The organism is Streptomyces albidochromogenes, assembly GCF_005981925.1.
In the GTDB taxonomy this organism is placed as follows: domain Bacteria; phylum Actinomycetota; class Actinomycetes; order Streptomycetales; family Streptomycetaceae; genus Streptomyces; species Streptomyces albidochromogenes.
On record NZ_VBVX01000187.1, the window covers coordinates 1 to 13,317 of the forward strand.

Annotated in this window: 11 protein-coding genes and 3 pseudogenes; 11 read left to right on the forward strand and 3 right to left on the reverse strand. The window is 67.2% G+C overall.

What is annotated here, in order from left to right; all coding sequences use genetic code 11:
- The first annotated feature begins 107 nt into the window (after nt 1-107).
- The 7 genes from E2E34_RS22280 (at nt 108) to E2E34_RS22300 (ending at nt 5,950) form a co-directional block, all read left to right on the forward strand.
- Nucleotides 108-1,357, forward strand: a protein-coding gene (locus E2E34_RS22280; RefSeq protein WP_138903688.1) for an IS3 family transposase whose coding sequence is annotated in 2 segments (ribosomal slippage) — nt 108-354 and nt 354-1,357 — 1,251 coding nt in all. Because the reading frame shifts where the segments join, the coding sequence is not laid out codon by codon here.
- A 656-nt stretch (nt 1,358-2,013) separates the two neighbouring features.
- A complete protein-coding gene (locus E2E34_RS35560) occupies nt 2,014-2,169 on the forward strand; it encodes a DUF6131 family protein (RefSeq protein ID WP_167518347.1) in 156 nt (51 codons plus the stop codon).
- A gap of 61 nt (nt 2,170-2,230) precedes the next feature.
- Nucleotides 2,231-2,401, forward strand: coding sequence for a hypothetical protein (locus E2E34_RS35565; protein ID WP_167367969.1), 171 nt, complete (start codon nt 2,231-2,233; stop codon nt 2,399-2,401).
- A 41-nt stretch (nt 2,402-2,442) separates the two neighbouring features.
- Nucleotides 2,443-3,291 (forward strand): YhjD/YihY/BrkB family envelope integrity protein, encoded by an 849-nt coding sequence (locus E2E34_RS22285; RefSeq protein ID WP_167518348.1) that lies wholly within the window; start codon nt 2,443-2,445, stop codon nt 3,289-3,291.
- 409 nt (nt 3,292-3,700) lie between these two features.
- Entirely contained in the window at nt 3,701-4,069 is a 369-nt protein-coding gene (locus E2E34_RS22290; protein ID WP_138903690.1) for an STAS domain-containing protein, read from the forward strand.
- A 386-nt stretch (nt 4,070-4,455) separates the two neighbouring features.
- A complete protein-coding gene (locus tag E2E34_RS22295) occupies nt 4,456-5,505 on the forward strand; it encodes a fatty acid desaturase family protein (RefSeq protein ID WP_138903691.1) in 1,050 nt (349 codons plus the stop codon).
- A gap of 73 nt (nt 5,506-5,578) precedes the next feature.
- Entirely contained in the window at nt 5,579-5,950 is a 372-nt protein-coding gene (locus tag E2E34_RS22300) for a hypothetical protein (RefSeq protein ID WP_138903692.1), read from the forward strand.
- A 366-nt stretch (nt 5,951-6,316) separates the two neighbouring features.
- On the opposite strand, the gene E2E34_RS35570 is transcribed toward E2E34_RS22300, so the two are convergent.
- Nucleotides 6,317-6,478: a hypothetical protein gene (locus E2E34_RS35570; protein WP_167518349.1), complete on the reverse strand. Its 162-nt coding sequence runs from the start codon at nt 6,476-6,478 to the stop codon at nt 6,317-6,319.
- Nucleotides 6,479-6,547: 69 nt separating this feature from the next.
- On the opposite strand from E2E34_RS35570, the pseudogene E2E34_RS22305 reads away from it, so the two are divergent.
- Nucleotides 6,548-6,704, forward strand: a pseudogene (locus tag E2E34_RS22305) (phosphatase); the annotation flags it as partial.
- 1,235 nt (nt 6,705-7,939) lie between these two features.
- Here E2E34_RS22305 and E2E34_RS22315 read toward each other — a convergent pair.
- Both E2E34_RS22315 and E2E34_RS22320 read right to left on the reverse strand, forming a co-directional pair.
- On the reverse strand, nt 7,940-9,856 hold the full coding sequence (locus E2E34_RS22315) for a transposase (protein WP_138903693.1): 1,917 nt from the start codon (nt 9,854-9,856) through the stop codon (nt 7,940-7,942).
- A gap of 15 nt (nt 9,857-9,871) precedes the next feature.
- The gene (locus E2E34_RS22320) at nt 9,872-10,117 is read right to left on the reverse strand and encodes a hypothetical protein (RefSeq protein ID WP_244315976.1); all 246 of its coding nucleotides are present in this window, start codon (nt 10,115-10,117) and stop codon (nt 9,872-9,874) included.
- Between E2E34_RS22320 and E2E34_RS37635 the strand changes: the two are divergent.
- The 3 genes and pseudogenes from E2E34_RS37635 to E2E34_RS35950 all read left to right on the forward strand — a co-directional run.
- A pseudogene (locus E2E34_RS37635) lies at nt 10,113-11,930 on the forward strand (RHS repeat-associated core domain-containing protein); the annotation flags it as partial. The gene E2E34_RS22320 and the pseudogene E2E34_RS37635 sit on opposite strands and share 5 nt — an antisense overlap.
- A gap of 60 nt (nt 11,931-11,990) precedes the next feature.
- A complete protein-coding gene (locus tag E2E34_RS22330) occupies nt 11,991-12,524 on the forward strand; it encodes an SMI1/KNR4 family protein (protein WP_138903695.1) in 534 nt (177 codons plus the stop codon).
- A gap of 587 nt (nt 12,525-13,111) precedes the next feature.
- Nucleotides 13,112-13,317, forward strand: a pseudogene (locus E2E34_RS35950) (hypothetical protein); the annotation flags it as partial.

Sequence of the window (13,317 nt, forward strand, 5' to 3'; positions counted from 1 at the left end):
CGAGGGCCTGGATGACCTCGCTTACGGGATCAGGGCCGGGGTGAGGCTGATCCATTGGAGTGGACACCCTGACAATGGATCTTGATGGTCCAGGGAGGGATGTCCAGGTGGGACGCAAGTCTCCGTATCCGGAGGAGTTCAGGAAGGACGCTGTCGCGCTCTACCGCGCCGCAGCCGGGAATCGGACGTACGCCGCCGTGGCCGCGGATCTCGGTATCACCGCGGAGTCGCTGCGGACGTGGGTCCGCAAGGACGAGGCCCAGGCGGTGCCCGAGGGCCGCGCCGGAAGCGTCAGTGGGGCAGAGGAACTGGGCCGGCTGCGGGCTGAGAACGCCAGGCTGCTCAAAGCCGAGCAGGAGTGGCGGCTGGAGCGCGAGATCCTGCGCCGGGCAGCCGCCTATTTCGCTCGGGAGGTGAAGTGAGATCCCGCCGCTGGGACTTCATCTCCGACAACCGCGCCGACTTCGGCGTCAAGCGGATCTGCCGGGTGCTCGGGGCGTCCCGCGCCGGCTACTACCGGCATCTGGCCACCGAGCAGGCCCGTGCCGAGCGCCAAGCCGAGGAGAAGCGGACCGTGAGTGAGATCCGCGCCATCCACACCGAGCACCATGGCGCCTACGGCGCCCCGCGCGTCCACGCCGAGCACCATGGCGCCTACGGCGCCCCGCGCGTCCACGCCGAGCTGCGGGCGAGAGGGCACAGGATCAACCGCAAGCGCGTCACCCGGCTGATGCGGACCAATCACATCGTCGGCCGCCACCTGCGGAGGAAGAAGCGGACGACGATCGCGGACAGGACCGCGGCGCCCGTGCCGGACCTGGTGATGCGCGACTTCACCGCGGACGCCCTGAACACCAGGTGGTGCGGCGACATCACTTACATAGCCGTCGGTTCGACGTGGCTCTACCTCACCACGGTGATCGACATCTACTCGAGGAAGGTCGTGGGCTGGTCGATCGCCGACCACATACGCACATCGCTGGTCACCGACGCGATCGAGATGGCCGTGGCCGCCCGCGGCGGCCGGGTCCACGGCGTCGTCTTCCGCACCGACAGAGGCGCCCCATACAGCGCGGCCGCCTTCGCCGACGTCTGCCGTCGGCACGGCATCCGCCGCAGCATGGGCCGAGTGGGCTCGAGCTACGACAACGCCCTCGCCGAGTCGTTCTTCCAGGGCCTCAAGCGCGAATTGCTCCACGGACGCCGCTGGACCTCGAAGGCACAGACCCGACTCGAGCTGTTCCGCTGGCTTTCCTACTACAACCGGCGCCGCCGCAACTCCGCGCTCGGCTACCGCACACCAGCCGACTTTGAACAACAACTGATCACGACACGTACGCTGTCACTCGTCGCATGAAACACGGTGTCCACTCCCCGGGATCAGCCTCACCCCGGCCCTGATCCCGTAAGCGAGGTCATCCAGGCCCTCGGAGCGCCCTTCGAGGGCCTGTTCGCATAGCCACAAGCGGCACATAGCTGTACCCAACCCCGGGGGAAGTCGACCCCGGTCTCCTCCCGGGCAGGTGGGCTTGGGGAACCATGCCCTCCATGTGCTGACGGCCGCGACGGATTTCGGCCTCGATCTGCGGGCGCCGGATCTGGACGTAGTCGCAGATCGTGGAGCACGTCGCGCTGTCGAAGCCGTATCCGGCGGCCAGCCCCTGATGGAGGCGCCGGGCGGTGTACCTGTGCTGGCGCGGTGCGGTCTGGTCCTCCCCGAGGGTCGCGTCCATCCACCGTTTCGCGGGGGCCAGCCACGTCATCCCGTGCTTGGCATCTTCGGTCGGCGGCACCGCCGACTGCAGAGCCTGTCTCACCGTCCGTCGAGTGCCGTACTTCTCCGCCAACGCAGCGCTGGTCGAACTCCAGCTCACACGCATCAGTGCGGCCCACAGGTGCAGCGGGCGGGCCGGGTCGTAGATCCGGGCTGACGGCGCAACCGCCCACGGGAAGACGCGCTCCACAGGGTGCGCCTACCCTGTCATTGAGGTCCCTGCGAGATCGGAGTTCATCATGATCATTCTTGGGATCATCCTGCTTGTGATCGGCTTCGTGGCCAGCATCTCGATCTTGTGGACCATCGGGATCGTTCTGGTCGCTATCGGAGTGATCCTATGGATTTTGGGTGCGGTCGGTCACGCGGTCGGCGGACGCCGGCACTACTGGTAGTCGGCCCTACTCTGTCCCTCGTCCGGTACGGCTGCCCCCTCGGCCTCGGGAGCGTAGCGTCATGGTCGTCTTCCTGGTACTCCTCGGCAGCGCGGCCGCTCTGGTTGTTATCGGCGCCGTCGTGGACGGAATGCTGTATCTGCTGTCCGTCGGGGTGCTGCTCGCCGTGGTCGCCGTGCTGTATCTGCTCGTGCGCTCGGTATCGCGCTCGCGGCGACGCCCGGCCGGTTGAACGTGGCACCTGCGGCCCCCCCAAGCCACGAGTTCACGACGATGCCGATGAAGCCCTCCACCGCCCGCAACCATTCCTCTTCGCTGCGTCGGGCGCGTCGAGCGGTCAGCCGTTCAACAGTGGGGCGCGCCTGGCGGCGGAGCAGCGCTCTCGGACTGGGACAACGAGCACTGGGCTTCGCCGCACTCGGATTTCTCACTCTGGTGCCCCTGCTGATCATCGTCTCCTCGGGAGACCCGGAGAACGGACGGGGATTCGCGCAGTGGCTGGGGGAAGGGCTCGGGGTCTCGAAGGCATCCAGGCAGCAGGTCGAGCATCTGTTCATCCAGCCCGGCCAGGCCCTGCGGACCACGACGGCCTTCGGCATCGCCGCCCTCGCCGTGTTCGGCCTGACCCTCGGTGCCGCGGTCCAGAGCGGTTACGAGAAGGTCTGGGACCTCCCACCGGCCCGCTGGTGGGCCAGGTGGCGGCACGTGGTCTGGCTCACCGTCCTCACCGGATACCTCTTCTTCTCCGCCACCACGACCCTGCGGGACAAGCCCTTGGCGAGCGGGGTGATGGCATCACTGAGCGCCTTGCTGTTCCTCTGGTGGTCCCAGCACGTGCTGCTCGGCGGGCGGATCCGCTGGCGCGCCTTGTTCCCCGGCGCCATGGTCACCGTCATCGGGCTGCTCGGCCTGCGCCTCTTCTCCAGACTCGTCTTCTCGCCGTTGATCGCATCCAACACCGTCAGCTTCGGCCCCGTCGGAACCGTCCTCGTGGTCCAGTCCTGGCTGGTCGGTGTAGGCGTCGTCGTCTTCGGCGGCGCGCTGGTGGGCCGGTTGCTGTACGAAAAACTCCCACGCAGGACACGCACGATGAAACGGCGCAGACGGGACGCGACGCCCTAGCTGCCAGCCCTCCCCAGGTGGACTCCCTGTTGCACCTCGGCCACGGGCAGGCTGGCGGTGCTGTTGGACTGTCCGGCCGCAAGCGCTGGGTCCTCTGTCCGAGTCGACTTGCAAGCGTCACAACCGGCCCACTTTCCAGCCGTCGCGGACACGCACCTGTCGGACGCCTGATATGCGGCGTAGGCTCATATCAGCGCCACGGAATTCGGCGCGTTGAGCACAGCGGTGATGCAGGACCCTGCCAGAATCCCGTGTACCCACGGAGCAAAGTCGGCGGGGCGGGAGCAGCGCGCAGTCGCGAAGGCTCGATCCTGGTCTTGTTCGGAGGAAGGCCCGCACTTACGGCGTGCGGAACCGCCTGCCCCTGAGTGTGTCACTGCGGTGTCGAGCCGTTTCTGACTGAGGCGCTATGCATATTGCGCGCACCCTGCTGGTGAACCAGAACCTGGAAACCCGGATGGGCCTCACCCTGGTGGGAGAGCTGGACCGGGAAACCGTCCCCCTGCTGCAGACGGCTCTACAGAACTGCCTGCAGTCCGTCGGCCGGGGCGACATCGAGATCAACGTCGAGGGACTTACGTTCTGCGACGTCAGCGGCCTGAACACTCTCCTGGCCGCCGCACACCGGGCCGGCGTCACGGGCGATTCCGTACGTCTCCACGGTCCATTGCCCGCCGTCGTCAGGCTCTTGGAGGTGACCGACACCTGCTTCCTCACCGATGGCCCCGCCACCGCTCCGGCCCTGAGACTCGTTCCTACGGTGCCCCTCGACCAGTGACCTCATAGCGGGGACCGGCTGCCCAACCGTGGACGACTGCGCCAGCCCCCGCTCGGATGCTCTAGGCCAGAACCTTGGCGAAGCCTCACGCTCCGCACAACGTCACGCCTGTGAGCCCCGCCAGAGCGGGAGGGCGTACGTCCTGCGGACGCTCCAGACCATCAGCGACGCATACGTCTCGACACAGGGGACACCCCCGCATCCGGCCCAGACAGAAGGACGGATCACTTGCCCGATCAACAACTCACCCAAGTCCCGGCTCCCCAGGAATTCTCCGCCGCCTTCGGTACCCGACTGCCCAGAGGAAGCACGGCACCCGGCACACAGCGCTGCCCGGCCGGCCATCAGCACACGATGAGCCCGGCTACCGGAACACAAGGACCGTCATGACCACTCAGGCACCGCTGCGCCCACCCGCACCCGAAGGCCGGTATCCGAGGGGCGGCAGTGACTTCGCCCGGCTCTCGAAACAGATCAAGGAGGCCGGGCTGCTACGCCGCCGGCCCGCCTACTACGCCGTGCGTATCGCGCTCGTCGCTGCCTTGTACCTCGCCGGCTGGGGAGCGTTCCTGCTGGTGGGCAACAGCTGGTGGACGCTCGCCGTTGGTGCTCTTCTGGCCGCCGTGTTCGGACAGGTGGCTCTCGTCGCCCACGACGTGGGGCACCGGCAGGTATTCACGCGAAAGAAGGCGAGCGCTGCCGCCGGCCGCCTCGCGGGAAACCTCGGGATCGGGATGGGATACGGATGGTGGCAGGACAAGCACTCCCGCCATCACGCCAACCCCAACCACGAGGACCTCGACCCGGACGTCGCACCCGACATCTTCGTCTGGAGCCAAGCCCAGGCCCGCCAAGCCTCAAAGCTGCCCCGCATGGTCGGACGGGCCCAGTCCGTCCTCTTCCTGCCCCTCCTCACCCTTGAGGGATTCAATCTCCACGTAGCCGGCGTCCGCGCCCTCGCGAATCGCTCCCTCAAACAGCGCCGCCTGGAAGGCACCCTGCTGTTCGGACACTTCACCCTCTATTGCGCCCTGCTGTTCGCCGTCCTGCCGCCGGGCAAGGCGGTGGCCTTCCTGGCTGTGCACCAGTGCCTGTTCGGGGTGTACCTGGGCTCCATCTTCGCCCCCAACCACAAAGGGATGCCCACCCTGACGGGACCGCACCGCCCCGACTTCCTGCGCCGCCAGGTCCTCACCTCACGCAACGTCCGCGGCGGACGGATCACCGACGTCATCCTGGGCGGCTTGAACTACCAGATCGAACACCACCTGTTTCCCAGCATGCCGTCCCCGAACCTGCGACTCGCCCAGGCCATCGTCCGCCGGTACTGCGAACAGCTGGGCGTGCCGTACCTCCAGACGGGACTGATCGACTCCTACCGGCAAACGATCAAGAGTCTGCACCACGCCAGTGCCCCCTTGCGGCAGACAGGCTGACCGCCTGCTCAAACCAATCCGTCAGTGAGCGTGGCTGCGCCGGGCGGACCCCGGTCCGCTGTAAAGACGTCGCATGATCTTCAAGCATCCGTCCGACCGGGGCGGCTCGCGGAACAAGCCCTTCGAGATGCTGGCCGAGAACGGCTCACGGTTCACCAGTTCAGCGACGTTCTTCGTGGTGTGCCTGCTCCTGGTCGCCGTGGTCGTCGCCCTGCACCTGATCGCTTTGCCGGTCAAATGGCTCCTGTTCGCGGACGAGGCGATGTCGGCGGTGACCCTGCTCCTGCTGGCCTTGCTCAAGAACTCCGAGCTACGGGCCGAACGGGCGGTCCAGAGCAAGCTCGACGCAATCGCCGCAGTCCTGCTGGAAGGCCAGGAAGGCCGCGGCCCAGGAAAGGCCCGCCAGGAGCTGCGGTCTCTGATTGGATTGGAGGACGACTCATGAGCAACCCGAGTTCCGTTCTCCTCAACGGAGGCGGACGAGCGGGACACGGTGGACCGGTGGCGGATGCTGCCCCGCAACTCCAGCTGTTCAGCGGTGACTGACGAGCAGGATGAGCGACGACGGCTTCGACGACGCTACGGCCGGCGCCCCGAATCCGACAGGTCCGCTGGTCACCGAGGGCCTCGGCTGCTGGCTCCTGGGATCGCCTGGAAGAGGCGGCGCGACCCTCATCGAGGGTGAAGCACCAGTGAGTCGGTGAGGGACGCACCCCCGTGGCACGCCCTGCACTGCGGGTGTCCGTCACGCTGGTTGCGGCGCCGATGACTTGGAGGGGCAGCCGTCAAGATCCCGCACAGAGCCTGCCGGTCAGGAACCTGCGGCCGCCCCGCGACCAGCTTCGGCTCCGGCTTTGGCAATCACCCCGAGATCGGTGGCCAGCCGCTTGATCTGCGGCCTCGGGTCGGCAGTGCGGTACATCCGCACCGCACGCTCACGCAACTCCAGCGGATACTTCCTCGGCGCGGTCATGGTCAAAGTTCCTCTCATGAGTCCCATCTGACCAGCTGTCACCACCCTCCGCATCCCGGGGAACCTCACATCGCGGACCAAGCCGCATTGGCCGACCAGGCCATCTACGCGCAGTACCACGGGGCGCAGTACGTCTCGACCCTGCTGCTGTCCTTGGAGCTGGCCACCGGCCGCGGCCGCGTCGTTGATGCCGGCTCACCCCAGCTGTGGCGCGGCCTCCTGCGCCTCGTCGGCAGGCGTGGTCACAGTTCCTGGAGGACGGGACGCGCGGCGATAGTTGGTCAATCCGACAGACTGGCGAACCCAATGCAAGGTAACAAGATCAATTCGGCAGAGGACACCTGCGCTCAGGCGACGTATGGTGTCGGCGACAGGATGGTTGTACGGATGTCACTTCCAGCGGCGGAGTTCCCCTTGGTCGGCCGGATCGCGGCCGGCGACCCGATCCTTGCCGACGATGATCGCGGGCGTGAACCACCGGGATGGCTGGAAGCCCCGGGTGCCTGATCCGCACCGGCCGCGCGCCTACCGCGTCTGTACCCGCTGGAGCGACTCGCTGCCCGACAGCCAGGTCTACGCCACCACCGGACCACCCGCACTGCGCCTGATCACCTGCGGCGGAACCTACGACCGCCAGCGAGGCGAGTACAGCCACAACCTCGTCGTCTACGCCACCCTCAAGGGCGCCGACTCACCGAGCCCACCACCTCCACGTAATTGGACGTGGACCATGCCCCTGCGCCGGCTGCCGCAACGCCCACCTCCTGCTGTCCGCCGCGGCCGCCACCTCCCTCAGCATGACTCTGCTTCTCGACAAAGGACCTGATCCGGCAATTCGGCCCGCTGCGCAGAGCCCCCACAGCGGGGAACCGGACTCTCAACCTGCGCCACGCCCCGACCCCATGCCAGCGGAGCTCAACGCCTCCCAGGAGACGACTGGGCCGTACCACAAAGGGCCCGTCGCGCTGGGCCCCTGCGCACGAGGATCGGCCGAGCCCCTGAGTGCTCCGCGACTCACATCGGCGGTTTGATCAAACAGGAGCGACGCGCGACCAATCCAGATCGGATACCGCGACGAATAGAGGGAGGACAGGTACCCACAGTGGAGCCGGTCTCCGGCCGGTGAACCTCCCCGGAAGGGGATGCATCGCAATGACAGTCAAGCGCTCAGCCCGTTTCACAGCCCTCCTGGCACTGCCGGCAGCCTTCACCCTCGCCCTGGCCACACCTGTGCTGGCCCACGACGGGGGCGACAGTAACTCCCAGACCAAGCACGCCCGGGACTACCGGGTCGATCTGCGGCAGCTCACTGCTGACGCAGGCGTGCCTCGCGCTTGTCGCGCAGTTCCACGGACGCTTTCATCGCACTGTCCTCTCGTCTACGGCTTCCGGTTCATTCCTCCGCAAAGGCTGGCTTCGGCATAAGGAGCACGCCTGCGGCTCGGCCTGCGGCCTTGTCGTTCACGGCCCCATGCCTCCGGGCGTGCGCTCCTCCCACACGTCGATGACATCCTCGCCGTCCTCGTAACTGCCGTCGTCCGCACCGGAGTCGAGGCCCTTGAGGAGTTCGGCCTCGACCACCTCATATGCCTCGGCCGGCGTTCCGGCGGCAGGGGCGTCCGGCGGGCTGCCGGTGTCGTCGGCGTCGGCGAAGAGAGCCGCGAGCGGGTGTAGGTTCTGCCCGCCTTCCTGCTCCCCGCCCGTGTCCGCACCTGCGGGCAGGGCCGCAGGCACGGACACGGGCGGGGGCGCCATGGGGGAGATGGGCAGCGCCGGGCGGGGCCGCAGGGTCGACAGATCGAACTCCTCCAAGCCCGCGTAGGGGTCCTGGGACGGATGCTCGGTCTCCACCTCCAGCCCCTGGAAAGGCGGTTCGGCTCCGGTGCGCTCGGGCGGCGGTCTGCGACTGCGCCGGCGCCGGTCGCGCTGCGCCAGCGACAGGGCGATCGCCTCCTCGTCCTGCGCGCTGCCGCCGGCCGCACGGTGCTGCTCGGCGTGCTCCTGCCACATGTCCGCGGTCCACGGATCGTTGCGCAGGTGCCGCAGCCGGAAGTCACACGTCACCCAGGTGCCCGCCGTGTGGTCGTACAGCCACACCCGCTCGGGACGGTAGGGGTTGAAGCGGCATTCCCACTTGCCCCCTCGGCCGACCAGCTTCGAGCCGCCGCGCAGGAGGATCTCCCGGTAGTGCCCGGCGTCCTGCGCGACGGGCTGATACGTCCGGTAGTTGATCATGAAGCCGCCCTTGCCGGGAATGACCCACCGCGGCAGCAGGAAGAAGCGGCTCTGGGCGGGGGAGAGCGGCAGGGGCCGGTAGCCGCTGCGGGCCACCTGGAGCGCGTACATGCCGTTGGGGGACAGCACGATGCCGGGCCGGAACGGATCGCGCAGCCCCGCGTCGGAGGTCTGCTGGTACTCCAGCGCCACCCATTCCTGGGCCATCTGCTGGAGCTCGGCGATCGTGAACAGCGGCATCCGGTCGATGCCTCGGCCGCGTTTCTTGTGGCTGCGGCCCTGAGCCAGGATCCGCAGCGGCGTCGTGTCGACCTGAGTCACCTGTCCCGGCCGCAGCACGGCCTCGCGCCCGCCGTGGGGCAGAGGCGGGGTGGAGGCCAGGGCAGCGCGGGCCCGCGTCGGCCGGGCCAGGGCATCGGCCAGGCCGGACTCCTTCATCCGCAGGTAGAAGGTGGAACGGGAGGGCAACAGGGCCGCCACGGCAACCGGATCGCCAAGCTCCTCGCCGTAGCGCGAGTGCAGCAGGTCCTCGACCTCTTCGCGGATCAGCTCGATGGTCACGTCCGACTCGTGCGCGCGCCGGGCCACGACCTCCTGCATGGCGGTCAGGCACCGCAGGTCGGTGAAGCCACCCGGCCGTTTGTCCCGCGTCCCGGGCAGCAGGACGGCCGGGTTCTCCCCGGCCGCTTTCCACGTGCGCCGCTTGTCGGCGAGCGTGTAGGCGGAGCAGCGGATGCCGTCGGCGGCTAGCCGCGCCGACATCGCAGCGCACCGCTGCGCCAGCGTCGTCTCCGGCCCGAATCCCCGCTCATGCTCGCTTCGGCCCGGCGCCAGACCGGTGTCGATCTCCACCATGCGCGCCTGCCACAGCTCGGCCTCCTCCTGCCGGCCCTCCTGGCGCCCGCACCCGCTAAGGACCGCGCAGTCCGCGACCGGTGCTGCACCACTGGTGAGGGCAGCGAAGTCCTGCGCCCCCACCAGCCACCGGTACGACACCGCGCGGGGCGCTTCCCCCCGGTCCTGCGGTAGCAGGGTGACCTGTGGCCCCTGCCACTCCACTACCTCCCACTCACGCTCCTGCCAGTGCACCCGCGCCCCGATGGACAGCGACCCCGCAAGCCGGCCCTCGCCTGTTCCCGCCACGCGCCCCTCCGCTCCTCAGGCCGTCCAAGCCGTGGCGTCGGGCAGCAGCGGCTGCCCGACGTCGAACAGCAGCCGCCGCTGCCACAGCATCCGGTAAGCGAGGTCCAGCCCCGTCAACTCGTCCAGCCCGCTCGCCGCCACCCCTGCCCGCAGGCCCGTCGGCGCCCTGAACGCCTCCAGCAGCGCCTGCCCCGGGCCCTCCTCTTCGCCCGCGGGGAACCGGTAGCCGGCCAGCCATGCCAGAGTCGAGGGTGCTGTCACCACTTACGCATACGACACGTTCGGCCTGGCCCTGGCCAAAGGCCCAGATGCAGTTCTCACGCTGCAACGGGACAACGGCGGACGACTGCTCTCGGAAACAGTCAACGGCCGCACGTTGCGCTACACCTACGACGCACAGGGACGGCGCGCCAGCCGCACCACCCCGACCGGAGCGGCCAGCACCTACGCCTACGACGCTGCAGGCAACCGAACTGAGCTCTCCTGTTCCGGCCGCATGCTCACCTTTACCCGTGATGAGGCAGGTAGGGAACTCTCACGCCACGCAGGCGAACACTTCGCCCTCGCTCACACATTCGATGACCTGGGGCGTCTCACCACCCAATCAGTCGCCGACAGTGCGGGGCGCCGCATACGACACCGTGAGTACACGTACCGCGCCGACAGCCACCTCATCGCGATCGATGATGACCGTGACGGCGAGAGGCGCGTTGACCTCGATGCCACAGGGCGCGCCACCACCGTCCACGCCGCTGACTGGCACGAGGCCTACGCCTACGACGGGCTTGGCAACCAAACCCACGCCACCTGGCCCAGCCGCCACATCGGATCCGAAGCCCGCGGTGACCGAACCTACACCGGGACACGCATCACCCGTGCCGGGAACATTCGCTACGAACACGACGCAGCCGGTCGGGTAACCCTGCGTCAGAAAGCCAGACTTTCAAGAAAACCCGATACTTGGCGCTACACCTGGGACGCCGAAGACCACCTAACCGCCGTCATCACTCCAGACGGTACCCAATGGCGTTACCTCTACGACCCGCTGGGCCGACGTATCGCTAAACAGCGTCTGGCCGGCGACTGGATAACGATCCTAGAAGAAACCCGGTTCGTATGGGACGGCAGAACGCTCGCCGAACAGACCTCCCATACCCACCTCGCCTCCGAGATAGTGACCCTCACTTGGGATCACGATGGCTTCTCACCGGTTGCGCAGACCGAACGCAAGGTGCCGGCCACCAGTCCGCAACACGTCATCGACCAGCGCTTCTTCGCGATCATCACCGACCAGATAGGCACCCCGACCGAACTCGTCGATGAAAACGGCCACATCGCATGGCGTGCCCGAACCACACTCTGGGGCGCCACGGGCTGGAGCCCAGAAGCAACCGCCTACACGCCGCTGCGTTTCCCCGGCCAGTACTTCGACCCCGAGACGCAACTCCACTACAACCACTTCCGCTATTACGACCCAGAAACAGCCCGCTACTTCACCCCGGACCCCCTGGGCCTAGCACCGGCCCCTAACCCACTCGCCTACGTGGCGAACCCACTGACCTGGACGGACCCGCTCGGGCTGGCGCCGTGCCGAAAGAACGAGCCTGATGACATCACCTGGGACGAGCGTGTCCTCTACGGGCAATTGGACGAACACGGCCGCCCCACAGCGATGCACGCCACTCTCGGGAAGGACATGATGGGCGCAAACCCCACCGACCCCCACGGCAACCCTCCCGGTTGGGCAAAGGACCAGGGATACAATCGCGCTCACCTGCTCGGTGCCCAGCTCGGCGGATCAAACTTCGATCCGGCGAACTTTGTAACGATGCACGCCTACGCCAACTCTCCTGTAATGCGCCATATAGAGAATCAAGTTCGCAAGGCGGTCGAGGCTGGGGAAACTATACAATATAGCGTGACTCCAGTCTATGACGGAAGTAGGCCGATCCCCACCGGTGTCCGTATAGATGCGCATGGTTCAGACGGTTTTGAATTTACCCAGCATGGGAGCACTGGAATTAATGAGCCTGGTAACTCTGCATTTATACCGAACAAAAAGAGAGGGACGTGAACCCTATATGGTGCCGATGAAACAGGACAACAGGACCCCTGCGATGGTTAGGAGCGCACTGTGAACCCCTCCCTGGCCCGACTCATTCAAGTGATTCCCCCGCCCGCCGAGCGGCGGGAGAAGGACTGGGCGGAAGTCGAACAGACTCTCGGCCTGCCGCTGCCTGCCGACTACAAGGAGCTGATTCACACCTATGGAGGCAGTAACTGGGACGACTACCTGTATCTCCTGGAGCCGGGGTGCCCGAACGACAACTACGACCTCCTTGAGTGGGAGGACCAGCAGACTGAAGCCCTCGAAGGGCTTTGGGAGTTCGAGAAAAAGCCGGAAGAACTCGAAGAAGTGGGCACTCGAGTTGTCCCCTGGGCGACCACCGACAACGGTGAATGCCTCTACTGGCTCGTTCGGCCAGATGTCGATCCGGCCGAGTGGACGGTCATGGTAAACGAAGCGCGTGGTGAACGCTGGGAGCACCACCACACCACCGCTACGAAGTTTTTGACCGATGCCCTTAGCGGAGATCTGCGCTCCGGCATCCTGTCCTCCCGCTTCCCTCTGAGCGTCCATGAGTTCCGCCAGCTGAAGCCCGTGTAACTCGCTGCCCGCGTCGGGGTCTGTTGCAGCGTGCCGGGCGTCGTTCTCGCTCCGCATCCCCGACCTGGCCGCCCTCACGGCCCGCCACGGCCTCGTCGAGAAGCCCCACTCCACTCCGTCTGCGCCTGCCCAATAGTTTGCAGGTTCGCCCAGATGCTTCGGATTTCGGATTCGCGAAAAAATCCCTGGCGCTTGGGACCCTGCGCGACGGCCGCGACTTCGTCACAGAGCGGCTCTCCCGCTGCAAGCAGCGGGAGAGCCGGATGGGGCCGCCTTGAGGCCAGGCCGTCGAAAGCCTTGCGATGCCATGGTTCGCCGTCGTGGCCAATCCGTGCTCGCTGTCGGCGCCCCGCGTGATGACGCACATCGACAACGTCGGCAACCGAGCCGATGTCGTTCACGCCGCCGACGGGAGTAGGTGCCGGCTTACCCGCCATCGCAGTTAGTTACCTGACTCACCAAGCTGGTCGGCGTTGGCGGGTTCCCGGTCACACGGCCTGGCCGGGCGTCGTGCCAATAAGGCCCTGCAAGCGACCTCGTCATTGCCGCAGCAGATTCTCCGATCCCTTCGCCCGGCTTCCACCGAGGTGCTCGCCGCACACCAGGCCGTCGTTCCCGCACAGCGGGTCGACCTGGGCATTATTGAGGCGATCGAGCGGCAGAGCGGGGCCGGCGCAGCCGGCGCGCAGCTACATCCCGGCAGGCTGATCATCGGCACGTTTCCTGCCGACGTCGGCAGGCCGACCGGCGGGTGGGACGGTCTTGGGACCTCCGCACAGCGGCAGGCGCTGAG

What these genes read in the sequence shown, in the direction of transcription:
- E2E34_RS35560 (WP_167518347.1), top strand. Translation starts at nt 2,014, where the DNA reads ATGATCATTCTTGGGATCATCCTGCTTGTGATCGGCTTCGTGGCCAGC.
- E2E34_RS35565 (WP_167367969.1), top strand. Translation starts at nt 2,231, where the DNA reads ATGGTCGTCTTCCTGGTACTCCTCGGCAGCGCGGCCGCTCTGGTTGTT.
- E2E34_RS22285 (WP_167518348.1), top strand. Translation starts at nt 2,443, where the DNA reads ATGCCGATGAAGCCCTCCACCGCCCGCAACCATTCCTCTTCGCTGCGT.
- E2E34_RS22290 (WP_138903690.1), top strand. Translation starts at nt 3,701, where the DNA reads ATGCATATTGCGCGCACCCTGCTGGTGAACCAGAACCTGGAAACCCGG.
- E2E34_RS22295 (WP_138903691.1), top strand. Translation starts at nt 4,456, where the DNA reads ATGACCACTCAGGCACCGCTGCGCCCACCCGCACCCGAAGGCCGGTAT.
- E2E34_RS22300 (WP_138903692.1), top strand. Translation starts at nt 5,579, where the DNA reads ATGATCTTCAAGCATCCGTCCGACCGGGGCGGCTCGCGGAACAAGCCC.
- E2E34_RS35570 (WP_167518349.1), bottom strand. Translation starts at nt 6,478, where the DNA reads ATGACCGCGCCGAGGAAGTATCCGCTGGAGTTGCGTGAGCGTGCGGTG.